The following is a 23,426-nucleotide window of genomic DNA, read 5'->3' as shown; positions in this document are numbered from 1 at the left end:
GCGGGCCCTCCGTCGTGCTGCGGCTGAGCGGGGTCAGGGCTCAGACGCCGGCGAGTGCATGCAAGTGCTGCACCCGGGAGTGGGCCAGGACGCCGCGGCGGGCATCGGCGGCGATCGCCTGGCAGAGGGAGGCCACCTCGGGGTGCCCGAGCTGGCCGCTGGTGCCGGCCAGGGTGTACGCGGCCGAGGCCACGGCGGGGCTGTTGCCCTCGCGGGTGTGGATGTCGATGGCCGACAGGCGGCCCGGCAGCGCGGTCACGTACATCTCCTGGAGTCGGTCCATCAGGTCGTCCTCGATGTCGGCGTCGTGCAGGTCGCCGATCTCGTGGATCTCGTACTGGTCGCCCCGCGCAGCCGGCCCCGTGGTCCGGCTGCGCAGGAAGTCGAGGAGGGTGCCGGCATCCACCGGCTTGGTGAGGCAGGCCCACGCCCCGGCGGCCGCCGCCTGGGCGGTCAGGGCCTCCGGGTCCGCCGCGGTGACGACGAGGAAGCGGGCCCGCGATCCGTCGCGGCGCAGCTGCCGGAGCAGCTCCAGCCCGTCCTCCCCGGCCACCGACGTGTCGGTGACGACCAGGTCGAAGGGGGTGGTGGCGGCCAGCCGGAGCGCGGTGCCCGCGTCGGCGGCCTCGTGGACCTGCCACCCGCCGAGGCGGAGGAGCCCGAGGACGCGGCGGCGGGCCAGGTCGTCGGCGTCGACGACGAGGGCGGTCAGCACGTCGTCACCGTGACCGGCGCTGACGTCTCGCTCCAGCCGTAGCCCGTGAGCGAGGTGACCGTGACGGGCACCTGGTAGGCGGCCCACACGCGGTTGACGGTGGTGTCGACGCGCGAGGCGGTACCGGCGGCGTTCAGGGTGAGCTGCTGCCCACCGAGGGTCGCGACCACTCGGTAGCCCGACACCGTCGTCGTCGTGCTGCGGGTCCAGGTCACGGTCGCGTACATGTCCTGACCCCGGCAGGTCAGCGTGACCCGGATGTTCGTAGGGGCCTTCACGTCGACGGTCCCGGTGGACACCGAGGGCGTGACTTTCACCGAGTCGGTGAAGGTGGCCGAGGCGGGGATGCTGCTGCCCACGACGACGCAGGCGGTGAGGCCGATCAGGACGGCCGTGCGGCGGAGCGCGCTCATGCCTGGTCCTCCTCGTCGCGGGTCGTGGTGGTGCCGGGGGTCTCGGTCGTGGGCCGCCAGATGGTCAGCAGCAGCCAGCCGGCCAGCAGGGCCGGGGCGCCGTAGAGCAGCACCTGGGTGATCACGGGGGCGCGGAGCGCCTGGATGAGGTGACCGAGTTCGGGCACCACGGCCCGGACCTGGTAGGCGGTGTCGCCCTCGAGGGTCGCCGTCCACGGGTCGACCGCCTCGTTGGCGTCGCCCTTGGTGAGGACGCTGACCCGGCCGTCCGCGCCGCGCTCCACCTCGACCACCCGGTGGGTGACGAGCGAGCGGTCGCCGATCGGCTGGTGGTAGGTGATGACCATGCCCTCGGTCACGTCCTCGACGGCGATCGGCGTGACGACGGTGACGTCGCCGGGCTCGATCATCGGGGCCATGGAGCCGGTGAGCATCGTCATGGTGCGGTAGCCGAGGACGTGCGGTCCCACGGCGAGCAGGAGGAAGACCGCGACGGCCAGCCCGACGACTCCGCGGACCAGCCACGGGGCGAGCAGGCCCAGCGTGCGGGCCGGACCGGCGGACCGGTCGTGCGCGGAGAGGTTGTCCTCGGCCGGGGGCAGCGGCTGTGCTGCCCCCGGGCCACGGACGGGGAGGACGGCGGTCATGGTGTGGTCTCCGGTCGGATCAGCGCGGGTCAGCGCGCGGCCGGCGCGGTGCGCTGGGTGGCGGTGAAGGTGAGGCTGAGCGCGGCCTGCTTGCCCTGGAACTCGTTGCCGGCAGCGGTGGGCAGCGTGTAGGAGATCGCCACGTTGTCGGACTGGCCGGCGACCAGCGACGCCGGGCCGTTCAGGCTGAGGTTCAGCACGGCCGGGCCGGCAGCCAGAGTCTTCTCGCCGCTGGCGCAGGTGAAGGAGTTGCCGCTCTGGGTCCAGGCCACCGCGCAGGACTTCACGGCCAGCTGCAGGCCGTTGGCCGTGCCGTCGGTGAGGATGCTGCCGGTCGTGGCGACCGAGGCGACGCTGATCGAGGCCAGGTCGCTGCTGCCGTCGTTCTTCAGCGTGAAGGGGCGGGTGACCGAGTCGCCCGGGATCATGTCGCCGGCCACGAAGTCGAGGGTGCTCGCCTTGGCGAGGTCGATCGAGACCGTGCCGGAGGAGATGGTCGTCGCGACCGGGGTGGTGCTGTCGGTGAAGGAACCGAAGGTGCCCATGCCGGCGACGGCGGCTGCGGCGCCGATGACACCGAGCGAGCCGATGACCTTGCGGGTGGTGGTGCCGGTGACCGTGGCGCTCATGTCGTTCGTTCTCCCTGAGTCCGTGTCACCGGCTCTTCCGGCGACAAGGAGAACTCTGGAGGCCCTTCCGCAGGCCACCCGCCCGGGAACCGCAAGGAATCCGCAAGGCTCGGTTGGAGAACGCGCAGATCAGGGCTCTCCGGCCCGGTCATCGCCGTCCCTGCTGTCTTTCCGCGGACGAGCAGGCTGCCTTTCCGGGAGTAGCGGAGCGCCCCCCGCCCCGGAGGGGGCGGAGGGCGCCGGTCGCGCAGCGGTCAGGCGGTGCGGGGGAGGGTGAGCGTGAAGGTGGTGCCCTGACCCTCCGCGCTCACCAGGTCCAGCGTGCCGCCGTGGGCGGTCGTGATCGCCTTGGTGATCGACAGGCCCAGACCCACTCCGGGGACGGCGGCGCGCTGGGCGGTCGAGGCGCGGAAGAACCGGGTGAACAGCTTGCCCTGCTCGTCGTTCGGGATGCCGATGCCGGTGTCGCGCACCGACAGCTGGGCGACCGGCGCCGCACCGGGGCGCTCGTCCGGGGTGACCGCACCGTCGGCCGACTGCCAGCCGGTGGCGACGGTGAGGGTGACCTCCCCGCCCGACGGCGTGAACTTCACGGCGTTGGAGACGAGGTTGTCGCAGGCCTGGCCCAGCCGCACCGGGTCGCCGGCGACCACCAGCGGCTCGGCGGGCGCGTCCACCCGCAGCCGCACCCCCGCGGTCGAGGCGGAGACGCGGGCGGTCTCCTCGGCGGCCTGCACGATCGTCACCAGGTCGACGTCCTCGGGCTGGAGCGTGAACTGGCCGGCTTCGACGCGCGCGGTGAACAGCAGGTCGCCCACGAGGCGCAGCAGCCGGTCGGCGTTGCGCTCCACCGTCGTCAGGTACTGCCGCTGTTCGTCGGTGAGCGTCTGCTCGTCGTCGTCGAGCACCAGCTCGAGGTACCCGAGGATGGAGGTCAGCGGGGTGCGCAGCTCGTGGGAGATGAGGCTGACGAACTGGTCCTTCATCCGCTCGGTCGCCCGCACCTCGGTCATGTCCGTGCCCACGAAGTTCCAGCCGGCGTGCACGCCGCGGTCGTCGGTGCGTGGCGTGACGGCCACGGAGACGGTGCGCTGCCGGCCGTCCGCACCCACGTAGGTCCAGTCGCGGACGTCGCTGCCGTGCTCCTGGGCGGCCTGCACGAGGGAGCAGAGCCCGGACGCCGTGCCGTCGTTCCCGGCCGCGTCCTCGAGCTCTTCGGCGAGGTGGAAGTCCAGGATCGAGCGCCGGCGGACCACGTCGGCGCGGGGGAGGCCGAGCAGCTTCTCCGCGCCCGGGTTCCAGACGCGGATGGTGCCGTCGGGGTCGGTGCCGATGATCGACTGCTCGGTGACCGCGTCGATGACGCTGGTCATGGTCTGCGCGCGGGCGGCCAGGATCCGGGAGGCCCGGTCCAGCTCGTCGGCGCGGCTCTGGACCTGCTCCAGCAGCGTCTGCTGCTCGGTCTGCAGCCGGTCGATGACCGCGGCCTGGCGGCCGAGGCGCTGCGCCGTGGCGGCCAGCGCGCTCGCGGGGGCGAGGGCGAGGAGGACGACGCCGAGGACCTCGGTGCCGGCGTGCAGCAGCGCGACGGCGGCGGTACCGGCCACCGGCACGGCGACGGCGCGCAGGGCGGCGGCCGATCCGCGGGTGAGCCAGTCGGTGCCGACGGCGAGTGCGGCCGTCGCGAGGCCGGCCAGCACCGTCCCGGTGTGCACGACGGGCAGCACACCGGCCGCGAGCAGGGCCGCCGTGGCGAGGAAGAGGAGCGTGGCCGGCAGGGGACCCCGCAGGGCGGCGCGCCACGCGGGCGCGCGGAGGCCCCGGTCGAGGACGGCGGCGGTCATGCCGTGGTCTTCGGCGTCCCGCACCGGCGGCAGCAGGGCCGCGGAACGAGGCGTCACCCCAACGGGTCAGCGCCGTCGCACGGTCCACCGCCCCCGGACAGCACCGCGCCCCGCCGGGAGAACCCGGCGGGGCGCGGTGTCGAGCGAGCGGGTCAGCGACCCGCCAGGGTCAGGAGCCGGAGGTCTGGCTCTGCACCTTGTCCTTGGACTGCTGGGCCTGGCCCTGCACCTTGTCCTTGGATTCCTGGGCCTGGCCCTGCACCTTGTCCTTGGACTGCTGGGCCTGGCCCTGCACGTCCTGCACGGCGGACTGGCCCTCGTCCTTGACGGTGGAGGCCGCGTCCTGGGCGGTCGACTTGACCGACTCCATGGCGTCCTGAGCAGCCGGCTTGAGCTCCTCGCCCATCTCCTGGGCCGCCTGCTTGGCGGGGGCCATCAGCATGTCCTTGTTCTCGCGGACCGCCGACTCCGCCTGCTGCGCGAGCTGCTGCTCCTTCTGCGTTGCAGGCAGCAGGCTCGACACCAGCCAGCCGACACCGAACGCGATCAGCCCGGCGGCGAGGGGGTTGCCCTGTGCCTGGCGCATCATCTGGTCCGGGGCCTGCTGGATGGCGCCGGCGGCGCTGGACGCCGCTCCCTGCACGCTGTCGGCGGCCGAGTGGGCTGCACCCTGCACGGAGCCGGCGGCGTTGGACGCCGCGCCCTGCGCGGAGCCCGCGGCGTTGTACGCCATGCCCTGCGCCGAGTGGGTGGTCTCGTGGGCGGTCCCCATGACCTTGTCCTTGAGGCTGCTCACGCGTCCCTTGGCGGCGGTGACCCGCCGGTCCACGACGCGCGCGGGGTTGACCTTCTCGTTGAGGGCGTCGACGTCGTAGCTGAGCTCGCGCCGCGTGTCCTCGATCTGCCGGCGGATGACGTCCGGATCACTGCTGGTCATGTCTGCGACTCCTTCGGGAGTGGGGGAGGTCGGCGGGTCAGTTGGGCTTGAGGGCCCCGGGCACCTCGGACAGCGTGTCCACGGTGCGCTCGGGCTTCGGGTTCACCTGCTGGAACTTCTTGCGGCCCATCACGAAGGCGACGGCGCCGACGATGCCCCAGAGGATGGCCACGATGAGCGCCGACCAGCTGTGGCCCACCAGGTGCGACAGTGCCCACCAGAGCGCGATGGACAGGAACATCAGCACCATGTAGCCCGCGAAGGCGGCGGCGCCGAACATGCCGGCGCCTTCACCGGCCTTCTTGGCCTCGACCTTCAGCTCGACCTTGGCGAGCTCGAGCTCCTGGCGCATGAGGGTGGAGAGATCCTTGGTGACCTCGCCGATCAGCGTGCCGACCGAGATGCCCTCGATGTCCGGGTCGCCGTTCTCGGTCATGGGCGTACCCATGGCACCGCTGTGCGCCGCGTTGCCGGCGTAGTCGCTGGCGTAGTTCTGCGTCGCTGCCGGATCGGCGGGGGGCGCGTAGCCGGCCTGGCCACCTGCCGGGGTGGCTCCGGAGTAAGGGGTGGACATGGCTCAGACCACCCCACCCGGGTTGCGCGCCGGGTCGTTCCAGCCGGGGCTGGTCACCGGGGGCACGACGCCCTCGGGCGGCACGGTGCCGTACGGGGGCGGCGGCAGCGGGGCCGAGCCGGCCGTGGAGTAGGCCGCACCGGTACCCGTGTAGGTGCTCGTGGTGTCGGAGTAGGTCGGCGCCTGATCCACGTAGTTGTTCGTCCGCGGCGCGCTGTGATCCCCGGAGGAGCCCGAGTCGCTGTGCGCGGCGCGCGCGCCGCTGGTCAGCCGGCCGGCAGCGATGCCGGCCACGGCCGCGCCGAGCAGGAACATCCCGGGGCGACGGCGAGCCATCGACCGGACCTCGTCCAGCAGCTGGGCCGGCTCACGGTTCTGCAGCTTGTCGGCGAAGCCCTCGATGACGCCGGAGGCCTGCTGGAGCAGGTCACGGGCGGGACCGGGGGCGCCTTCGCTGCTGCCGTCGGCCAGGCCGCGCAGCTCGCCGGCCAGCGCGCTGAGGCCCTGGGCGGCCTTCTGCTGCTGGGACATGGCCTGCTCCTTGAGCTGGTCCTGCCCCTGCTTCAGCAGATCCTGCGCCTGGCGCTGGGTCTCGTGCGCGACGTTCATCGCCTGGTCGGCAGCGGTCGTGGCGACCTCGCTACCGGCCTGGGCCGCGGTCTGGCCGACCTTGCTGGCCTCGTTCTTAGCGGTGTCCGTGGTCTGCTTCGCTTCGTTCTTGGCGGTGTCCTTGGCGTCCCGGGCTTCGCCCTTGGCGACGTCGGTCGGCTTCGACGAGCTCTGGCCCGTGCCCCCGGTCGTGGTGGTGGGCGGGGGGAGCGGGGCGTCGATGGAGTGAGTCATCGGTCCTCCTCGGCTGTATTCATGGGCAGTTCTCGGAATCAGAGGGGCGCTACCCTGGAGCGGTCCTCCCACACGTGCCACTGTTTCCAGCGGTGCGGGTCGACCGGCCTCTCCGCCCGGCGCATCCGTGCGTCACGGGCGAGCGGAGCGGCGGGACGTGACACGGCTGGGCGCCGCGCCGGTCTCGCCGTCTGGGGAGCGCCGCGAAGGGGTGGGTACCCGGGTCGAGGGGGACCCGAAACCGTTTCGGCAGTTCAGACTGTCCAGCCGAAGCTGGGTGGGCGCCGTTCGGCGAAGGCGGCGACCCCTTCCGCCAGCTCGCCGGCGCTGATCGTCTCCTCGTACCAGGGGGTCACGACGGCGTCGGCGTCGGCGCCGGCGGTGAGGGCCGCGACGACCTCCTTGGTCGCCCGCTGGGTGAGCGCCGAGCGGGCCGCGAGGACGTCGGTGAAGCGCCGGACCTCGGCCTCCAGCTCGTCGGCCTCGACCAGCCGGTCGACCAGCCCGGTGCGCAGCGCGGCGGCACCGTCCAGCAGCTCGCCGCTGAACAGCAGGTACTTGGTCGTCGCCGGGCCCACCAGGTCGAGGAGGGCCTTCGTCGATGACGGCGGGTACACGATGCCGACCTTGGCCGGCGTGACCCCGAAGACGCTGGACGGGTCGGCGAAGCGCAGGTCGCAGGCGGCGGCGATCTCCACGCCACCGCCGATGCAGTGCCCGCGGATCATGGCGATGGTCGGCTTGGGGAAGGTCCGCAGCGCGGCCTGGGCCGCGAGGTTGTCCGCCCGCAGGTCGGCCATGGGGTCCCGCGGGTCGGCGCCGCCGAGGAGTCCCGCGATGTCGGCGCCGGCGCAGAAGCTCGGTCCCGCACCCGTCACGACGAGCGCCCGCACCGCCGGATCGGCGGCGGGCCCGGCCAGCACCCCGGGCAGCGCGGCCCACATGGCCTGGGTCATCGCGTTGCGCTTCGCGGGGCGGTCGATGGTCAGGACGGCGGTGTGGCCGTCGCGCGTCAGGGACAGGTGCTCGGTCATCTCAGCGCTGGTCGTCGGTGGAGGAGGTGTCGCAGGCCACCCTGACCCCGGACGTGTCCAGGCTGCCGCTCTCGCGGTACCTCATGCTCGGCGGACCTCCGTGGTCTGCGGCCCCGGTGGGGCGGGCGGCGTGCGTCCGGCGGACTGGCGAGAACGGTGCCATCGGGAGGCGCCGTCCCGCGACCCGAGGGGATGCTGCGGCCCCGGCAGCTCATCCGTGCCGGCGCTCCCTGCGGTTCCCCGCGACAGGGGCCGAGCGGTCGCGGGGGAGGAGGACCTACTGTCGGGGGAAACCCGAGGAGGAACCTGGTCATGGCGGTCTCCAACCGCGTCCGCGCCGCGCTCACCACGACGGTGCTCGCCACCGCCGCGACCGGTTTCATGGCCGGGTGCGCCCCGGGCGGCGAGGACGACGAGGAGCAGGTCGCCTACTGCACCGACGAGAACGGCCAGATCGTCGACGAGGACCTCTGCGACGGCGGCGGGGGCTTCGGGGGCGGCGGCCTGTTCTTCCTCTACCTGGGCGGCTTCCGCTCCGGTCTGCCGGTCGGCACCGTGCTGCCACCGGGGGGCACGCGGATCAACCCGGGTGACAGCGTCGCCCGGCAGCGTGCCGGTCTGCCGGCCACCGGCAAGGTGAGCGCCGGCCAGCGGGTGAGCGGCGGCATCGGCAACCGGGCCGGCACCGGCGCCGGGAGCTGAGCCGCCCTCCGTGCGACGGATCGAGAGCGGGATCGTCCGCCCCGGCTGGGAGGCGGAGATCGAGTCCCAGGGCCTGGTCTACAACCGCACCCACCTGCCCGGCGGCGCGGTGCGCAGCTACTGGCGCGAGGGCCCCTTCTACGACTTCTCGATGGCGGAGGTCCAGGAGCTCGAGGGCGCGGTGAGCCAGCTGTTCCAGATGTGCGTGGCCGCCGGGGACCACCTCGTCGACAACGACCTGTTCGACCGGCTGCACATCCCACCGATGGCCCGGCCACAGATCCGCCGTACGTGGGCCGAGGAGCCGCCGAGCATCTACGGCCGGTTCGACCTGCGCTACGACGGCGAGGGCCCGCCCAAGCTGCTGGAGTTCAACGCCGACACCCCCACCGGGCTGGTGGAGTCCGCCGTCACCCAGTGGAACTGGCACCTGTTCACCGGCCAGGGCCGCGATCAGTGGAACGCGCTGCACGACACCCTCGTGGCGGCCTGGCGGCGCAACCTCACCAAGTGGGAGCGGCGCACCGGCGTGCGTCCCCGCGTGCACCTGGCCTGGACCAGCGAGGAGACCTCCGGCGAGGACCGGATGACCGTCGCCTACCTGATGGACACCGTGGTGCAGGCCGGCTACGAGGCGATCGAGCTCGTCGTCGAGGACATCGTGCTCGACGACGGCGACGGGCGGTTCTACGACCAGCAGGGCCGCCACCTGGATGTCGTCTTCAAGCTCTACCCCTGGGAGTGGCTGATCGAGGACGAGTTCGGGCCGGCCGTCCTCGCCGACGGGATGCGGCCCGGCGGCACGACGTGGGTGGAGCCGGCCTACAAGATGCTGTGGAGCACCAAGGCGCTGCTGCCGGTGCTGTGGCAGCTGTTCGGCACCGATCCGGTGCTGGGTCAGTACCTGCTCCCGGCCTACTTCGCCGACGAGATGCCGTCGGCCTGGCGCACCTACGTCCGCAAGCCGCTGTGGGGACGCGAGGGGGCGAACGTCGCGATCGTCCGGGACGGCGAGGTGACCGCGCAGCTGCCCGGGCGGTACGGCACCGAGGGCTTCGTGGTGCAGGAGTTCGCGCCGTTGCCCGACTTCGCCGGCGTCGACGGTCCGCACCACCCGGTGCTGGGTGCGTGGGTCGTCGACGGCGAGCCGGCGGGTCTGGGCATCCGGGAGAGCGACGGGCTGATCACCGACAACCTGAGCTTCTTCGTGCCGCACACCATCGACTTCGCTCCTCCGCAGGACGGGAAGCGCCGCGCGTCCTAGGTTCGGGGCATGCCGCTGGAGGGTGAGTACGAGCCGAGTCCGCAGAAGTGGGTCCGCGACCAGGTGGAGCTCTACGAGCGCACCGGCGGCCGGGAGGGCAACACGCTGCTCGACCGGGGGCTGCCGGTCGTCATCTTCAGCACCCGGGGAGCGAAGAGCGGCAAGGTGCGCAAGCAGCCGCTCATGCGCGTGGAGCACGACGGGGCCTACCTGATGGTCGGTTCCCAGGGCGGTGCGCCCACGGACCCGGCCTGGGTCGCGAACCTGCGGGCCGCTCCCGACCAGGTCACCGTCCAGGACGGCCCGGAGCCGTGGGACGGCGTGGCGCGCGAGCTCGAGGGTGCCGAGCGCGACGAGTGGTGGGACCGCGCGGTGGCCGCGTTCCCGGACTACGCCGACTACCAGACCAGGACCGAGCGCCGGATCCCGATCTTCCTGGTGGAGCGCCGCTGACCCGTCGCCGCCGGCCTCAGGGTAGGGCGGCGGCGAGCTCCGGCACGCCTGCGACCAGGGCGGCGTCCTCCGGGCGGAAGGCGGTGCCCACGGCGGCGCGCCGGGCGCCGTGGCCCTCGTACCGCCAGGTGCCCACGATCCGGCCCTCGACGACGACCGTGGACCGGAACATGCCGTTCCCGCCCGGCACGATCTGTGTCGCGAACGCGGGATCGAGGACGGCGCTGCGGTCGCCGTAACCCAGCACGAACTCGTCGAAGCCCGGCAGGAGGAAGGTCGCCCGGGCCTCCTCGCGGCAGCCGGCCAGCAGTTCGGGAGCGGCCGGGTCGAGGAAGTGCTCGGTGCCCTCGACGGTGAGCGATTCCAGCGCCGGGCGCGCCGCGGCCAGCCCCGCCCGGGCGTCGCGGACCGGGAGGCCGGACCAGCGGGCGAGGTCGTGCACGGTGGCCGGTCCGTGGCCGGTGAAGAAGCGGGCGGCGAGCTCGGCCAGCGCCTCGTCGCGATCGAGCCGGCGGGGGGCGGGCACCCACTCGTCGAGGAGCACGAAGAGCTGCTCGCCGTCGGCGGTCGGGCCCAGGCAGGTGTGGCCGGACTGCGCCGCGAACCACAGCAGGTGGTAGCCGCGCTGTCCGGTCACCGCCACCCCGCCGGCCTCGATGGCGGCCAGCAGCTCCGCCCGGCTCAGCCGCCGGCCGCCGGACAGGGCGGCCACCACGGCGTCGCACGCGCGGGCGACGTCCGCGTCGGTGAGCTCCAGGTGGGCCCGGCGCTTCGCGACGCCGGCCAGCGCGCGCTCGCCGAGCAGGTCGAGCAGCCAGGGCAGGTCCTCGGCGGCGGTGAGGTGCAGGGTGCCGCGCATGGGCCACGACCGGACGATCTCGCCGCGGTCCAGGGCCGCGGTCACGGCCTCCCGGGAGCGGCCGGTCGTGCGCAGCGCGACCGAGGTGACCGCACCCGGGAGGTCCTGCCCCTGGGCGGCCGTCAGCCGGCGGACCGCCTCGGCCGGACCGGCCGCCTGCGGGCCGGCCAGCCCCTGCGCGACGAGCCGCAGCAGCCCGACCTCGTGCCGTGTGTCCACGCCCGCCACCCTGGCACCGGGGTACGACACGTCACGGCCGGGCGCGCTCGAACCTCTCCGCCGGCGGCGTCGCGGCGTGCCAGGCACGGGACCGTTCGCCGGCCTGGTCCCCCTCGTCGCCGTGCAGCCGGTCGGCGATGTCGTCGAGCATGGCCTGGCGGCCGTAGAGGACGACGACGTCGCCGGGCCGCAGGTGCAGGTCCTCGCCGGGGGCGCCGATCCAGGTGTCGTCGCGCTCCACACCCATCACCGTGACCCCCTCCTCGGGCAGGCGCAGCCGTCCCAGGGGGCGCGCGGCGATCCAGTCGTCCTCGCGGACCGGCAGCTGCACCACCCGCCACCGCCCGCGCAGGTGGAGCAGCGCGGCGTAGTCCCTGACGTCGAGGTCGGTGAACCGGCGCAGCAGCCGCTCGATGACCCGCCGCAGGGAGCGGTCGACCGCTCGACTCTTCGCCAGCCACAGCAGGCCGGTGAGCGCCACCACGATGACCGCAGCCCGCTGCAGCCCGCCGCCGGTCGAGTCGACGCCGGCGAAGCTGAGGACCAGCGTCCCGATCACCGACACGGCACCGGCGCCGCTGACCAGCATCAGCACCATGACGATGCGCCGGCGCGCCGGGTGGTTCACCACCGCCTCGGCCTCCGAGGTGGTGAAGCCCGTCCCGGTGAACGCCGAACGCGCCTGGAACCGGGCGTGCTGCAGGGTCATGCCGGTCATGGTCAGGGCGACGGTCGCCACGCGGGTCACGATCAGCCCCAGGGTGACGACGACGATCAGCGAGACGACGGCTGCCATGGGCTGCCCTTACCGCCGGGGGGCGCGGGCCGAACGTCGGACGGGCGGGCGGAGCCGGCGGTAGCGTGCACCCCGTGATGGGGATGGGTGGTGCCGGGGATCCGTCCGCGGAGCGTCGTCGCCGGCTGGTGGCGGCCGTGATCGTGCTCGCCATGGTGCTGGCGGCGGGCGCGACGGTGCTCTCGATCGCCCTGGGCTGACCACCGCCGGTGACCTAGGTCCCTGGTGCCGGGATGCGCGCCCCGGCACGGTGGGGGAGTCACCGGAACAACGCCGGTGCATCGCTCCGGAGGACCGTCGATGACCCTCGCCGTCCCGTCCAGCACCCCCGATCCCTCGCCCGAGCTCTGCTCGTCGGAACCGGTCGACCCGGCCGTCGAGCAGGCCGTCGACCGGTTACGCGGCGAGTACGCCGGCCGGGTGCGGCCCCAGCTGGTGGTGCGCGTGGTCCGGGAGAGCCGGCGGGACCTCGGCGGCTCCCCGATCGGGGCGATGCCGGAGCTCGTCGAGCGGCTGGCGCGCATCCGGCTGGCGATGCACGTCGGCTGAGCCGCCGGGCCGGTCGGAATCCGGTTGCCCGTGCCGGGAGGATGTCCGGGTGGGCATCGGTTCGGGTTCGGTCGACGTGAGCGCGGTCCGGCACACCTTGTCCGACGGGCGGGTGCTGCTGGACGAGGTCTCCTTCCGCGTCGGTGAAGGCGCCCGCGCGGCGCTGGTCGGGGAGAACGGCGCCGGCAAGACGACCCTGCTGCGGATCATCGCGGGCGACCTGGTGCCCGAGGCCGGCGCGATCGCCCGCACCGGCGGCCTGGGCGTGATGCGTCAGTTCATCGGATCCGTCCGCGACGACACGACCGTCCAGCAGATGCTGGTGGACCTCTCCCCGCCGGCGGTCCGCGCGGCGTGGGACGCCGTGCAGACCACCGAGCTCGCGCTCATGGAGACCGACGACGAGCGGGCCCAGATGGCCTACGCCGACGCGCTCGCGCAGTGGGGCGATGCCGGCGGGTACGACGCGGAGGTCACCTGGGACACCGTGACCGTCGCCGCGCTCGGCGTGCCCTACGACCGGTGCAAGTACCGCGAGCTGTCGACGCTCTCCGGCGGGGAGCAGAAGCGGCTGGCCCTCGAGGCGCTCCTGCGGGGCCCCGACCAGGTGCTGCTGCTCGACGAGCCGGACAACTACCTCGACGTCCCGGGCAAGCGCTGGCTGGAGCAGCGGCTGCTCGAGACGCGCAAGACCGTGTTGTTCGTCAGCCACGACCGCGAACTGCTGGCGCGGGTCGCCGACCGGGTGATCACCGTCGAGGGCGGCACGGCGTGGGTGCACGGCGGTGGGTTCGCCTCCTACCCCGAGGCGCGCACCGCGCGGCACGAGCGGCTGGCGGAGCTGCGGCGCCGGTGGGACGAGGAGCACCAGCGGCTGATCGACCTGGTCCGGACCATGCAGCAGCAGGCGGCCAACTCGCCCGACATGGCCAACCGGTACCACGCGATGCAGACCCGGCTGGCCAAATTCGAGGCCGCGGGCCCCCCGCCGGACCGTCCTCCGGAGCAGAAGGTCGCGATGCGGCTGCGCGGCGGGCGCACGGGCGTGCGCGCGGTGATCGCCGAGGGGCTGGAGCTGACCGGGCTCATGCAGCCCTTCGACCTGGAGCTGTGGTTCGGCGACCGGGTCGGAGTCCTCGGCGCCAACGGCGCCGGCAAGTCGCACTTCCTCCGGCTGCTCGCCGGGCAGGACGTCGCGCACACCGGCTCCTGGCGGCTCGGGGCCCGCGTCGTCCCCGGCATCTTCGCGCAGACCCACGCGCACCCCGAGTGGCAGGACCGGACGCCGGTGGACCTGCTCTGGCACGGCGAGACCGGGGCCGGGGCGGGCGGGAGAGCCGGGATCGACCGCGGCCGGGCCATGGCCGCACTGCGGCGCTACGGGCTCAGCGACTCCGCCGACCAGCCCTTCCGCACGCTGTCGGGCGGTCAGCAGGCGCGCTTCCAGATCCTCATGCTCGAGCTGGGCGGGGCCACGCTGCTGCTGCTGGACGAGCCGACCGACAACCTCGACGTCCTCTCCGCCGAGGCGCTGGAGGAGGCGCTGGACGCGTTCGAGGGCACGGTGCTGGCGGTCACCCACGACCGGTGGTTCGCCCGGTCCTTCGACCGCTTCGTCGTCTTCGGTGCCGACGGGCGGGTCTACGAGTCCGCCGAGCCGGTCTTCGACGAGACCCGGGTCGCCCGGGCCCGCTGACGCCGCCCTCCGCGATCATCGGCTCCTCGCCACCCGCGGCGGCGTGTCCGCGCGTGTTGCCGGCAACGACTCGATGATCGCGACAGGGAGGGTGAGTGGGTCGGGCGTCCCAGACGCTTGACCCGGTAGCGGGCGCCCGACAGGCTGCGCCCGGGCGGGCCGCGAACGGGCCCCGGGACGGGAGTCGTCGTGACGGGCAGCGGCAGCTGGCGCAACTGGGCGGGCAACCAGCGGGCCGCCGGTGTGGACGTCGTCCACCCCGCCGGCACCGACGAGATCGCGGCGGTCCTCCGACGGGCCGCAGCCACCGGCCGCCGGGTGCGGCCGGTCGGCTCGGGGCACTCGTTCACCGCGATCGCACGGCCCGACGACGTGCAGCTCGTGCTCGATCGGCATGCCGGTCTGGTGGGTGTCGACGGCGCCGGCCTGGTCACCGTGCAGGCCGGGATGCCGCTGCACCGCCTCAACGCCGAGCTGGCGGCGCGGGGCTGGGCGCTGACCAACCTCGGCGACATCGACCGGCAGACCGTCTCCGGCGCCCTGTCCACCGGCACGCACGGGACCGGCGCGCGCTTCGGCGGGCTGGCGACGCAGATCCGTGCCCTGGAACTGGTGCTGGCCGACGGCTCCCGGCTGCGCTGCTCGGCCGACGAGCACCCCGAGGTCTTCGCCGCCGCCCGCGTCGGCCTGGGGGCGCTCGGGGTGATCGACACGGTGACCCTGCAGGCGGAACCCGCGTTCGCGCTGCGGGCCGAGGAGGGCCCTGCCGGCCTGGGCGAGCTGCTGGACGGGTTCGAGGAGGACATGTCCTCGACCGACCACGTCGAGTTCTACTGGTTCCCGCACACCGACCGATGCCTCACCAAGCGCAACACCCGGCTGCCACCGGGCGCGGAGCTGGAGCCGCTGCCCCGATGGCGCGCGGTGTGGGAGGACGAGGTGCTCTCCAACGCCGTCTTCGCCGGCGTCGTGGCGGCCGGCCGCCGGGTGCCTGCCCTGATCCCCCCGCTCGCGGCCGTCTCGGCCCGGGCCCTGGGCGCGCGCACCTGGACCGATGCCTCGCACCGGGTCTTCGTCAGCCGGCGCCGGGTGCGCTTCGTGGAGATGGAGTACGCCGTCCCGCGCAGCGAGGCGCCCGCGGTGCTGGCCGAGCTGCACCGCGTGGCGACGGCGGGGGAGTTCCGGGCGGCCTTCCCGGTGGAGGTGCGGGTGGCGGCCGCCGACGACATCACGCTGTCGACGGCCTCGGGCCGCGAGACCGCCTACATCGCCGCCCACGTGCCCGCGCGGACCGATCCCGGCGCGTGGTTCGCCGCGCTGGAGTCGATCGCCGGCAGCGTCGGCGGCCGCCCCCACTGGGGGAAGCTGCACGGTCTGGACGCCGGTGCGCTGCGGAGCCGCTACCCCCGCTTCGACGAGTTCGCCGCGCTGCGCGCCCGGCTGGACCCCGCCGGCGTGCTGGGCAACGCGCACCTGGACCGGGTGCTCGGTCCCGTCGGGGGCTGAGGGTGTCCCGCCTGGCGGTCGGGGAGCGCCGTGCGGCGCTGGTCGAGGCGGCGCTCCGGGTGATGGTGCGCGACGGGCTCGCCGCCGGGACGACGCGGGCGATCGTCGCCGAGGCCGGCATGTCGCTGGCCAGCTTCCACTACGCCTTCACCGGCCGCGACGAGCTGCTGCAGGCGCTCGTGCGCCGGGTCGTGGGCCGCGAGTTCGCTGCCGCGACCGCGGACCTGCGGGCCGGGGAGGGGCTCGCCGGCTGCCTGCGGCGGGCGACCGCCGGCTACCTCGACCACCTCGAGCGCGAGCCCGGCCAGGAGCAGCTGATGCTCGAGCTGACCCTGCACGCCCTGCGCGATCCGTCGTTGCAGTCACTGGCACGAGAGCAGTACCGCGCCTATACCGACGCGGCGTCCCGGTTGCTGGAGCGGGCCGCCGAGCTCACCGGTCGGCGGTGGGACCGCCCGGTGCCCGAGCTGGCCCGCCTGCTGGTCACCCTCGTGGACGGCGCGACGACGACGTGGCTGGTCGACCGGGACACCGCGGCGACGCGGGCGGTGCTGGACGCGGCGGTCGGGTCGTTCGTCGCCTCGCACGCGGCGCAGCCGGCCTGATCAGAGGTCGACGTCGGGCTCCCCGGTGCCGCCGATCCGGTCCAGCTCCTGCAGCTCCAGCGGACCGAGCTCGCGCGCCGAGGCGAGCATGTTCTCCTCGAGATGCGCCACCGACGACGTCCCCGGGATGAGCAGCAGGTTCGGCGAGCGGGCCAGCAGCCAGGCCAGCGCCACCTGCATGGGCGTGGTCTCCAGCCGCCGGGCGATCGTGTCGAGCGCCGCCGACTGCAGCGGGCTGAACCCGCCGAGGGGGAAGAAGGGGACGTAGGGGATGTCCTCGCGCGCCAGGGCGTCGATCAGCGGGTCGTCGCTCCGGTGCACGAGGTTGTAGTGGTTCTGCACGCAGGCGACCGGCGCGATGGCCCGGGCCTCGGCCACCATCTGCGTCGTCACGTTGCTGATCCCGAGGTGGCGGACCAGCCCGTCGGCTCGCAGCTGCGCCAGTGCCTCGAACGGCTCGGCGAGCGAGCGCTCCACCGGCTCGGCGAAGCCGGGCATCCGCAAATTGACGACGTCGAGCGCGTCCACCCCGAGGTTGCGCAGGTTGTCCTCGACCGCAGAGCGGAGCTCCGCCGCCGAGAGCGCCTCGGGCCAGTCGCCCTCGGGGGTCCGCCGCGCGCCGACCTTCGTCACGAGGACGAGGTCCTCCGGATAGGGGTGCAGCGCCTCGCGGATGAGCTCGTTCACCACGTGCGGGCCGTAGTAGTCGCTGGTGTCGATGTGGTTCACGCCCAGTTCCACGGCGCGGCGGAGCACCGCGATGGCCTCGTCCCGGTCGGCCGGCGGTCCCATGACGTGCGGCCCGGCCAGCTGCATCGCGCCGTAGCCGAGGCGGAAGACGGGGCGGTCGCCCAGGGGGTAGCTGCCGGAGGGTTCTGCGGTCCCGATGGTCATGGCCGCTCCCTACCCGGGTGGGACCGGCTATGTGCGGCTCAGCGTGCCGGGATCGGTTCGGCCACGGGGACGCCGTCCACGGGGCGCGGTGCCGTGGCAGGCCGCCGGTCGGCGTGCCCGGCCCACCACGCGATGCCGGCGCCCACGACGGCCAGCGCGGCCCCGACCCACATCGGCGCGGTGAGGCCGTACCCCTGGGAGATGACCAGCGCGCCGAGTGCCGCACCGAGCGCGTTGGCCACGTTGAACGCGCCCTGGTTGGCCGCCGAGACCAGGCTGCCGCCGCCGGGCACGGCGGCGGCCTCGATGACACCGTTCTGCACGATCGGCCCCATGGCGAAGCCCAGCGTCCCGAAGAGCACCAGCAGGACGACGGCGGCGACGGGGTTGCCGGCGGTGGACGCGAACACCGCCAGGACGGCGGCGACGCCGAGCATGCCGACGGCGACGAACCCGAAGCCGAACCGGTCGCCCAGCCGCCCGCCCAGCAGCGTCCCGACGGTGGTGCCGACGCCGAACAGGGCGAGCACCGGGGTCACGCCGGCCGAGGAGAAGCCGGCGACGTCGGTGAGGATCGGGGTCACGTAGCTGTAGACGGCGAAGGTGGCCGCGAAGCCGACCATCGTCAGGGAGAGGACGAGCCAGACCTGGCGGCTGCGGAACGCGGCGAGCTCGGTGCGGAGGTCCGCCGGCTCACCGCCGTCGGCGGGGAGCCAGGCGAGCAGCCCGGCGATGGTGAGCACGCCGATGCCGGCGATGGCGGCCAGGACGAGCCGCCAGGACGTCTGCTGGGCGACCCACGTGCCGGCCGGCACGCCGACGACGTTGGCCAGCGTCAGGCCGGTCACCATGAGGGCAATAGCCTGCGTCGCGCGTTCGGGGGCGACGACCCTGCGGGCGGCGATCGCACCGACACCGAAGAAGGAACCGTGCGCGAGCGCGGTCAGCACCCGCGCCGCCGCGAGGGTGCCGTAGGTGGGGGCCAGCGCGGCCAGCAGATTGCCGACCACGAACACGACCATCAGCGCGACGAGCGTCTGGCGCGGGGTGAACCGCAGCCCCACGGCCGTGAGGGTGGGTGCGCCGACGACCACCCCGATCGCGTAGGCCGAGATGAGCAGTCCGACGGCGGAGACGGAGACGTCGAGGCCGTCGGCGATCTCGGGGAGCATGCCCATGACGACGAACTCGGTGGTGCCGATGCCGAAGGCGCCGATGGCGAGGGCGAGCAGGGCGCGGGGCACGGGCGGGGCACTCCAGGGACGCGGTCGGGGCGGGAGCCGGCGGACCACATCGTCCTGGGAGGCCGGGTGAGGCGCTGCACCTCGTTCTCGGCGGTGCAGCGGTCGACCGTCCCCGACCATGCCCGGTCGGGGAGGTGGAGCTGCTCACACCGGGGGCGGGGAGCCGCCCGCCCCCGGTGAGCAGGTCAGGGCTGGAGCAGCACCTTGACGGCGCCGTCCTTCTTCTCGCGGAAGTTGGCGTACGCCTCGGGAGCCTGCTCGAGCGGCACCCGGTGGGTGGCGAACTCGTCGACGCCCAGCGGGTCGCCCTCGAGCAGCAGCGGCAGGATGTCGGGCACCCAGCGCCACACGTTGGCCTGCCCCATCCGGAGCTGGATCTGCTTGTCGAACATGCGCATGAGCGGCATCGGGTCGGTGGCGCCGCCGTAGACGCCGGACAGCGAGATGGTGCCGCCGCGCCGGACCGCCTCGATGGCGGTGTTGAGCGCCGCCATCCGGTCGACCCCGGCCACCTGCATGACCTTCTCCATGATGGCGTCCGGGACGATCGCCGTCGCCTTCTGCGCGAAGGTCGCCAGCGGGGAGCCGTGCGCCTCCATGCCGACGGCGTCGATCACGGCGTCGGGGCCGCGGCCGTCGGTCAGGTCGCGCACCTGGGCCACGACGTCGGCCTGGGTGGTCGTGTCGATGACGGTGATGCCGTTGCGCCGGGCGCGCGCCAGTCGCTCGGGGACGACGTCGGCGGCGATGACCTGCCCGGCACCGAGGTGCTTGGCGATGCGGGTGCACATGTCACCGATGGGCCCGAGCCCCAGGACCAGCACGCTGCCGCCCTGCGGGATCCCCGCGTACTGCACCGCCTGCCATGCGGTGGGCAGGACGTCGGAGAGGTACACGTACCGGTCGTCGAGCGGGGCGTCGGGCACCTTGATCGGCAGCGTGTTGCCGAAGGGCACGCGGAGGTACTCCGCCTGGCCGCCGGGCACCTGCCCGTAGAGCTTCGTGTAGCCGAACAGCGAGGCCCCGAAGCCCTGCTCCCGGTTCTGCGTCGTCTCGCACTGCGACTGCAGTCCCTGCGAGCACATCCAGCAGGTGTTGCAGGAGATGTTGAACGGGACGACGACGCGGTCGCCGGCCTTGAGCTCGGTCACCTCCCGGCCGACCTCCCGGACGACGCCCATCGGCTCGTGCCCCATGACGTCGCCCACGGACATGAACGGCGCCATGACCTCGATGAGGTGCAGGTCGGAGCCGCAGATCCCGCTCGAGGTGATCTCCACGATCACGTCGGTGGGCTCCTGGATCGTCGGGTCCGGAACGGTCTCCACCCGGACGTCGCCTCGGCCGTGCCAGGTCACTGCGCGCATGCGGTTCGTCTCCCTCGATCGGGCCGTGTTCCGGCCGCCAGGACGGCTCCCTGCCCGCCCGTGAGCTGTGTCGCGCAACTTTCAACCAGCTTCGGCGCGGCACTCACGCTGCGTCACGAACCGTTCACCAGCGGCCGAACCACACCCATGGTTTTCGGTGGCTCAGACCACAGAACTGCTGGTCATTACCCCGCGACGCAGATCACGAACCGATCACGGCGTGTTTACATGGGCCCCGCTCCTCTCCCCGGGAGCGCGGCAATGCCCCCTACGGAAGCTCCAGGTGCATGACTTCGCTCCACCACGATCGACCCGTCGACGACGGTCGGGACGCCGCTCCGGCGGCACCGGCCGAGACGCCCGCCCCGGTCCGCCGGAGCTCGCGCCGCCCGGCCGGGACGATCGCCCCGCAGGTCCCCGCGCAGCGCCAGGGGAAGGCGTCGCGAGCAGGGGCCGGCGCGGCCGCCGACGGATCCGACGTCGAGCGCCCGTCCGCGGAGCGCACCGACGCCGAGCATCCCTCCGCCGAGCAGCCGGCGCCCACGCGGTCGTCGGCCAAGCGCCCGGCGGCCAGGGCCGTCACCGCTGCCGGCTCGCTGGCGGCGAGGGCCAAGGCCGCGAGCACCGCCGTCGCCGGGTCGACCGCCGCGCGGACCGCCACTGCCACGGCCCGTGCCGCCGCGAAGGCGACCACGGCCCGCGCGACCAGGGCGCGCACCGCCACCGCACGGGCCACCACCGCGGCGAAGGCTTCCGCGGGAACCACGGCCGCTGCCCGGACGGCACCGGCTCCGGGAGTCGCTGCGACCTCCGCCGCGGCTCCAGCCGAGCCGCTCGTCCCCGCCGAGCCGGCCGCCGCGGTGAGCCGGCGGCCCACGCCGCACCCGCGCCCCCGGCCGGTCGTGAGCTCGCCCGAGAGCTCCCCGGTCGTCGCTCCGGCCGCCCTGGCGATCCGGCGGCCCACGCCGCATCCGCGCCCCCGGCCCGTCGTGAGCTCGCCGGAGAGCACCCCGGTCGTCGTCGATGTGCCCGTGCTCGCCACGGCGGCAGGGCCGGACGAGCAGCCCGCACCGGTGGTCGCCGTCGTGCCCTCGTTCGTCGACGAGGCGCTGGCGCCGCTGCAGCGCGACCCGGCCACGCCCGCTCCGGGCATCGCCGGCGGTGACCTCTGGGAGATCGGCCGCCACCGCGTCCCGGTCGTGCGCCGCCGCCCGGCCTTCTACCTGGCCGCCGGCCTGGTCGGCGCGCTGAGCCTGGGTGCGCTGATCGACTCCGACTCGTCCGCCCGCGCCGACTCGCCCGCGGTGGCCGAGAGCGTCAGCGTGGCCGAGCAGCTCGGCATCGAGGCCGAGCCGGCCGACGTGCTGGCGGACGCCGAGTCGACCCGGCTCCTGCAGGAGCTGGTGGTCAGCCGCAACGAGCGGGACGCAGCGACGACCGCCGCTGCCGACGCCCAGGCGACGGCCGACTTCTTCGCCGCCGCCGCGGCCGCCGAGGCGGCCCGGCCCAAGGCCGTGGCGCCGGTGCACGGGGCCCGGCTCACCAGTGGCTTCGGCGCCCGCTGGGGCACCGTGCACGCCGGCATCGACCTGGCGGCGCCCATGCGCACCCCGGAGTACGCGGTCATGGACGGCGTCGTCCTCGAGGCCGGCCCGGCCAGCGGCTACGGCCTGGTCGTCTACATCCAGCACGACAACGGGGACGTGACCGTCTACGGCCACATGGACGAGATCCTCGTCGAGCCGGGCCAGCTCGTCCGGGCCGGCGACACCATCGCGCTGCTGGGCAACCGCGGTCAGTCCACCGGGCCGCACCTGCACTTCGAGGTGCACCTGGGCGGGCTGAACGGCACGAAGGTCGACCCGCTCCCGTGGCTGCGGGAGCGCGGCGTCCACGTCTGACGCGCGGCGCGCGACGCTCGACGTCCCCGGCAGGGTGACCGGCCGCACGCCGCCCCGGGCCCGCCCGGGTGGGACAGTGGAGCCGGCACGGCGGGCGGCGGGAGCAGGAGGCGGTCGGTGGATCACGGGCACGGGCACCACTCGGGCATGTGGGTGCCGGACGAGCCGCCCACCTGGGGCCGGATGTTCCTGCCGCACCTGGAGCCCTGGTCGGTGCTCGCCGTCCTGAGCATCGTCGGGCTGGTGGCGTACCTCGTCGCCGTCGTCCGGCTGAGGCGGACCGGCGTCAGCTGGCCCTGGTGGCGCACCGCGTCATGGGTCGTGGGGACGCTGTCGGTCTTCGCGGTGACCGGTACCTGGCTCAACGGCTACAGCATGGTGCTGTTCAGCCTGCACATGGTCCAGCACATGGTCCTGGCGATGATCTCGCCGATCCTGCTGCTGCTCGCCGCACCCGTGACGCTGGCGCTGCGCACGCTGCCCCGTGGTCAGGGGGCGGCCGCGGCGCCCCGCGCCCTGCTGCTGAACTTCCTGCACAGCCGGTTCACCCGGTTCCTCGCCTCGCCGGGGTTCACGGTGCCGCTGTTCATCGCCAGCCTGTACGGCATCTACTTCACGCCGATCTTCGACGCGCTGATGAGCACCGCGGCCGGGCACCAGTTCATGCTGGCCCACTTCGTGGTCACCGGGCTGCTGTTCTTCGGTCCGGTCATCGCCCAGGACCCGTGGCCGAACACCCACAGCCACCCGACGCGGATCCTCGAGCTGGTCATCCCGGTGCCGTTCCACGCCTTCTTCGGTGTCGCGGTCATGATCGCCAGTTCGCTGCTCGTGGACAGCTTCGCCGACCCGCCGGCCGCCTGGGGCATCGATCCCGTCGGTGACCAGACCGTGGCCGGCGGCATCGCCTGGTCCTTCGGCGAGCTGCCGACGGTGATCGTGCTGATCGTCGTCCTCGTGTCGTGGATGGGCTCCGACGAGCGGCGCGCCCGTGCCCTCGACCGGGCGGCCGACCGCAGCGGCGACGCCGAGCTCAACGCCTACAACGCACGCCTGCGGGCGATGGCCGAGCGGTGACGTCGTCGCCGGGAGCCGCCCCCGGGCCGCGCTGAGTCCTGCGAGCGGACCCGCTGGGAGACCGGGAGCGGACGGGGCGGGCAAGGCCGCCGGCCGGGGCGGGGACCTGGCGGCCTGCGACCATGTCGTCGTGCCTGTGTCGCTGGTGGTCACCTCGGACACGCACGTCCCCCGGCGGGCCCGTGACCTGCCCCGGTCCCTGTGGGACGCGATCGCGTCCGCGGACGTGGTGGTGCACGCCGGTGACTGGGTGGACGACGCGCTGCTGGACCTGTTCGAGCAGCGCTCGCGCCGGCTGGTGGCGGTGCACGGCAACAACGACCACGGCGCCCTTCGCGAGCGCCTTCCCGTGGTGGCCCGCGCCGAGATCGAGGGCCTCCGCTTCGCCGTCGTCCACGAGACCGGCGACGCGAAGGGCCGGGAGGCCCGCTGCGCGGCCCGCTTCCCCGACGACGACGTCCTCGTCTTCGGGCACAGCCACATCCCGTGGGACACCACCGCCCCGTCGGGTCTCCGGCTGATCAACCCCGGGTCCCCGACGGACCGTCGGCGCCAGCCCCACGGCACGTTCGTCACCGCGGTGGCCGACGCCGGGCAGCTGCGCGACGTCGTGTTCCACGCGGTGCCGCCCCGCTCGTGACGACCCGCCCCGAGCTCC

26 protein-coding genes are annotated in these 23,426 nt (G+C 74.0%); 11 read left to right on the top strand and 15 right to left on the bottom strand.

The window, feature by feature from the left end; genetic code table 11:
• Positions 1-40: 40 nt before the first annotated feature.
• The 9 genes from ACI793_RS02770 to ACI793_RS02730 all read right to left on the bottom strand — a co-directional run bounded on the left by ACI793_RS02770 (position 41) and on the right by ACI793_RS02730 (position 7,636).
• Entirely contained in the window at positions 41-715 is a 675-nt protein-coding gene (locus tag ACI793_RS02770) for a response regulator transcription factor (protein ID WP_456604835.1), read from the bottom strand.
• Positions 709-1,128 carry a hypothetical protein gene (locus ACI793_RS02765; protein WP_456604834.1) on the bottom strand — a complete coding sequence of 140 codons (420 nt, stop codon included), beginning with the start codon at positions 1,126-1,128 and terminating at the stop codon, positions 709-711. Before ACI793_RS02765 ends, ACI793_RS02770 begins: the two co-directional genes overlap by 7 nt.
• A complete protein-coding gene (locus ACI793_RS02760; protein WP_456604833.1) occupies positions 1,125-1,775 on the bottom strand; it encodes a signal peptidase I in 651 nt (216 codons plus the stop codon). The genes ACI793_RS02765 and ACI793_RS02760 overlap by 4 nt, the downstream gene beginning before the upstream one ends.
• Before the next feature lie 29 nt (positions 1,776-1,804).
• A complete protein-coding gene (locus ACI793_RS02755) occupies positions 1,805-2,404 on the bottom strand; it encodes a TasA family protein (RefSeq protein WP_456604832.1) in 600 nt (199 codons plus the stop codon).
• Between the two features lie 254 nt (positions 2,405-2,658).
• Complete coding sequence (locus ACI793_RS02750; RefSeq protein WP_456604831.1) at positions 2,659-4,248, bottom strand: sensor histidine kinase; 1,590 nt, start codon at positions 4,246-4,248, stop codon at positions 2,659-2,661.
• A 169-nt stretch (positions 4,249-4,417) separates the two neighbouring features.
• Entirely contained in the window at positions 4,418-5,185 is a 768-nt protein-coding gene (locus tag ACI793_RS02745) for a DUF3618 domain-containing protein (RefSeq protein WP_456604830.1), read from the bottom strand.
• A 37-nt stretch (positions 5,186-5,222) separates the two neighbouring features.
• On the bottom strand, positions 5,223-5,759 hold the full coding sequence (locus ACI793_RS02740; RefSeq protein ID WP_456604829.1) for a phage holin family protein: 537 nt from the start codon (positions 5,757-5,759) through the stop codon (positions 5,223-5,225).
• Positions 5,760-5,762: 3 nt separating this feature from the next.
• Positions 5,763-6,602: a hypothetical protein gene (locus ACI793_RS02735; RefSeq protein WP_456604828.1), complete on the bottom strand. Its 840-nt coding sequence runs from the start codon at positions 6,600-6,602 to the stop codon at positions 5,763-5,765.
• A 254-nt stretch (positions 6,603-6,856) separates the two neighbouring features.
• Positions 6,857-7,636 carry an enoyl-CoA hydratase/isomerase family protein gene (locus tag ACI793_RS02730; RefSeq protein ID WP_456604827.1) on the bottom strand — a complete coding sequence of 260 codons (780 nt, stop codon included), beginning with the start codon at positions 7,634-7,636 and terminating at the stop codon, positions 6,857-6,859.
• Positions 7,637-7,948: 312 nt separating this feature from the next.
• Between ACI793_RS02730 and ACI793_RS02725 the strand changes: the two genes are divergently transcribed.
• Genes ACI793_RS02725 through ACI793_RS02715 form a run of 3 tightly spaced genes read left to right on the top strand, consistent with a single transcriptional unit; the run spans position 7,949 to position 10,055 of the window.
• Positions 7,949-8,338: a hypothetical protein gene (locus ACI793_RS02725; RefSeq protein WP_456604826.1), complete on the top strand. Its 390-nt coding sequence runs from the start codon at positions 7,949-7,951 to the stop codon at positions 8,336-8,338.
• A 10-nt stretch (positions 8,339-8,348) separates the two neighbouring features.
• Complete coding sequence (locus tag ACI793_RS02720; protein ID WP_456604825.1) at positions 8,349-9,602, top strand: glutathionylspermidine synthase family protein; 1,254 nt, start codon at positions 8,349-8,351, stop codon at positions 9,600-9,602.
• A 9-nt stretch (positions 9,603-9,611) separates the two neighbouring features.
• Positions 9,612-10,055 carry a nitroreductase family deazaflavin-dependent oxidoreductase gene (locus ACI793_RS02715; RefSeq protein WP_456604824.1) on the top strand — a complete coding sequence of 148 codons (444 nt, stop codon included), beginning with the start codon at positions 9,612-9,614 and terminating at the stop codon, positions 10,053-10,055.
• A gap of 16 nt (positions 10,056-10,071) precedes the next feature.
• Here ACI793_RS02715 and ACI793_RS02710 read toward each other — a convergent pair whose 3' ends face one another.
• Complete coding sequence (locus ACI793_RS02710) at positions 10,072-11,133, bottom strand: winged helix DNA-binding domain-containing protein (protein ID WP_456604823.1); 1,062 nt, start codon at positions 11,131-11,133, stop codon at positions 10,072-10,074.
• A 31-nt stretch (positions 11,134-11,164) separates the two neighbouring features.
• On the bottom strand, positions 11,165-11,929 hold the full coding sequence (locus tag ACI793_RS02705; RefSeq protein ID WP_456604822.1) for a TrkA C-terminal domain-containing protein: 765 nt from the start codon (positions 11,927-11,929) through the stop codon (positions 11,165-11,167).
• A gap of 74 nt (positions 11,930-12,003) precedes the next feature.
• On the opposite strand from ACI793_RS02705, the gene ACI793_RS02700 reads away from it, so the two are divergent.
• The 5 genes from ACI793_RS02700 to ACI793_RS02680 all read left to right on the top strand — a co-directional run bounded on the left by ACI793_RS02700 (position 12,004) and on the right by ACI793_RS02680 (position 16,285).
• Positions 12,004-12,129, top strand: coding sequence for a hypothetical protein (locus ACI793_RS02700; RefSeq protein ID WP_311346917.1), 126 nt, complete (start codon positions 12,004-12,006; stop codon positions 12,127-12,129).
• Positions 12,130-12,229: 100 nt separating this feature from the next.
• The gene (locus tag ACI793_RS02695) at positions 12,230-12,478 is read left to right on the top strand and encodes a three-helix bundle dimerization domain-containing protein (protein WP_456604821.1); all 249 of its coding nucleotides are present in this window, start codon (positions 12,230-12,232) and stop codon (positions 12,476-12,478) included.
• 49 nt (positions 12,479-12,527) lie between these two features.
• Entirely contained in the window at positions 12,528-14,174 is a 1,647-nt protein-coding gene (locus tag ACI793_RS02690) for an ABC-F family ATP-binding cassette domain-containing protein (protein ID WP_456604820.1), read from the top strand.
• A gap of 189 nt (positions 14,175-14,363) precedes the next feature.
• The gene (locus ACI793_RS02685; protein ID WP_456604819.1) at positions 14,364-15,680 is read left to right on the top strand and encodes a D-arabinono-1,4-lactone oxidase; all 1,317 of its coding nucleotides are present in this window, start codon (positions 14,364-14,366) and stop codon (positions 15,678-15,680) included.
• A 2-nt stretch (positions 15,681-15,682) separates the two neighbouring features.
• Positions 15,683-16,285: a TetR/AcrR family transcriptional regulator gene (locus ACI793_RS02680; RefSeq protein WP_456604818.1), complete on the top strand. Its 603-nt coding sequence runs from the start codon at positions 15,683-15,685 to the stop codon at positions 16,283-16,285.
• On the opposite strand, the gene ACI793_RS02675 is transcribed toward ACI793_RS02680, so the two are convergent.
• The 4 genes from ACI793_RS02675 to ACI793_RS02660 form a co-directional block, all read right to left on the bottom strand.
• On the bottom strand, positions 16,286-17,179 hold the full coding sequence (locus tag ACI793_RS02675; protein WP_456604817.1) for an oxidoreductase: 894 nt from the start codon (positions 17,177-17,179) through the stop codon (positions 16,286-16,288).
• Positions 17,180-17,217: 38 nt separating this feature from the next.
• Positions 17,218-18,423 carry an MFS transporter gene (locus ACI793_RS02670; RefSeq protein ID WP_456604816.1) on the bottom strand — a complete coding sequence of 402 codons (1,206 nt, stop codon included), beginning with the start codon at positions 18,421-18,423 and terminating at the stop codon, positions 17,218-17,220.
• 185 nt (positions 18,424-18,608) lie between these two features.
• Positions 18,609-19,790, bottom strand: coding sequence for a zinc-dependent alcohol dehydrogenase (locus ACI793_RS02665; protein WP_456604815.1), 1,182 nt, complete (start codon positions 19,788-19,790; stop codon positions 18,609-18,611).
• Positions 19,791-20,058: 268 nt separating this feature from the next.
• Positions 20,059-20,754 (bottom strand): hypothetical protein, encoded by a 696-nt coding sequence (locus ACI793_RS02660; protein WP_456604814.1) that lies wholly within the window; start codon positions 20,752-20,754, stop codon positions 20,059-20,061.
• 25 nt (positions 20,755-20,779) lie between these two features.
• On the opposite strand from ACI793_RS02660, the gene ACI793_RS02655 reads away from it, so the two are divergent.
• The 3 genes from ACI793_RS02655 (at position 20,780) to ACI793_RS02645 (ending at position 23,408) form a co-directional block, all read left to right on the top strand.
• Positions 20,780-21,691: a M23 family metallopeptidase gene (locus ACI793_RS02655; protein ID WP_456604813.1), complete on the top strand. Its 912-nt coding sequence runs from the start codon at positions 20,780-20,782 to the stop codon at positions 21,689-21,691.
• Positions 21,692-21,808: 117 nt separating this feature from the next.
• Complete coding sequence (locus ACI793_RS02650) at positions 21,809-22,768, top strand: cytochrome c oxidase assembly protein (RefSeq protein ID WP_456604812.1); 960 nt, start codon at positions 21,809-21,811, stop codon at positions 22,766-22,768.
• Positions 22,769-22,898: 130 nt separating this feature from the next.
• A complete protein-coding gene (locus tag ACI793_RS02645; protein WP_456604811.1) occupies positions 22,899-23,408 on the top strand; it encodes a metallophosphoesterase family protein in 510 nt (169 codons plus the stop codon).
• Positions 23,409-23,426 lie beyond the last annotated feature (18 nt).

The sequence above is a fragment of the Blastococcus sp. SYSU DS0617 genome (assembly GCF_054051075.1).
This window is presented reverse-complemented; position numbering and strand designations above follow the sequence as displayed.

What these genes read in the sequence shown, in the direction of transcription:
- ACI793_RS02695 (WP_456604821.1), top strand. Translation starts at nt 12,230, where the DNA reads ATGACCCTCGCCGTCCCGTCCAGCACCCCCGATCCCTCGCCCGAGCTC.
- ACI793_RS02745 (WP_456604830.1), bottom strand. Translation starts at nt 5,185, where the DNA reads ATGACCAGCAGTGATCCGGACGTCATCCGCCGGCAGATCGAGGACACG.
- ACI793_RS02740 (WP_456604829.1), bottom strand. Translation starts at nt 5,759, where the DNA reads ATGTCCACCCCTTACTCCGGAGCCACCCCGGCAGGTGGCCAGGCCGGC.
- ACI793_RS02735 (WP_456604828.1), bottom strand. Translation starts at nt 6,602, where the DNA reads ATGACTCACTCCATCGACGCCCCGCTCCCCCCGCCCACCACCACGACC.
- ACI793_RS02730 (WP_456604827.1), bottom strand. Translation starts at nt 7,636, where the DNA reads ATGACCGAGCACCTGTCCCTGACGCGCGACGGCCACACCGCCGTCCTG.
- ACI793_RS02675 (WP_456604817.1), bottom strand. Translation starts at nt 17,179, where the DNA reads ATGACCATCGGGACCGCAGAACCCTCCGGCAGCTACCCCCTGGGCGAC.
- ACI793_RS02705 (WP_456604822.1), bottom strand. Translation starts at nt 11,929, where the DNA reads ATGGCAGCCGTCGTCTCGCTGATCGTCGTCGTCACCCTGGGGCTGATC.
- ACI793_RS02665 (WP_456604815.1), bottom strand. Translation starts at nt 19,790, where the DNA reads ATGCGCGCAGTGACCTGGCACGGCCGAGGCGACGTCCGGGTGGAGACC.
- ACI793_RS02750 (WP_456604831.1), bottom strand. Translation starts at nt 4,248, where the DNA reads ATGACCGCCGCCGTCCTCGACCGGGGCCTCCGCGCGCCCGCGTGGCGC.
- ACI793_RS02715 (WP_456604824.1), top strand. Translation starts at nt 9,612, where the DNA reads ATGCCGCTGGAGGGTGAGTACGAGCCGAGTCCGCAGAAGTGGGTCCGC.
- ACI793_RS02755 (WP_456604832.1), bottom strand. Translation starts at nt 2,404, where the DNA reads ATGAGCGCCACGGTCACCGGCACCACCACCCGCAAGGTCATCGGCTCG.
- ACI793_RS02725 (WP_456604826.1), top strand. Translation starts at nt 7,949, where the DNA reads ATGGCGGTCTCCAACCGCGTCCGCGCCGCGCTCACCACGACGGTGCTC.
- ACI793_RS02760 (WP_456604833.1), bottom strand. Translation starts at nt 1,775, where the DNA reads ATGACCGCCGTCCTCCCCGTCCGTGGCCCGGGGGCAGCACAGCCGCTG.
- ACI793_RS02765 (WP_456604834.1), bottom strand. Translation starts at nt 1,128, where the DNA reads ATGAGCGCGCTCCGCCGCACGGCCGTCCTGATCGGCCTCACCGCCTGC.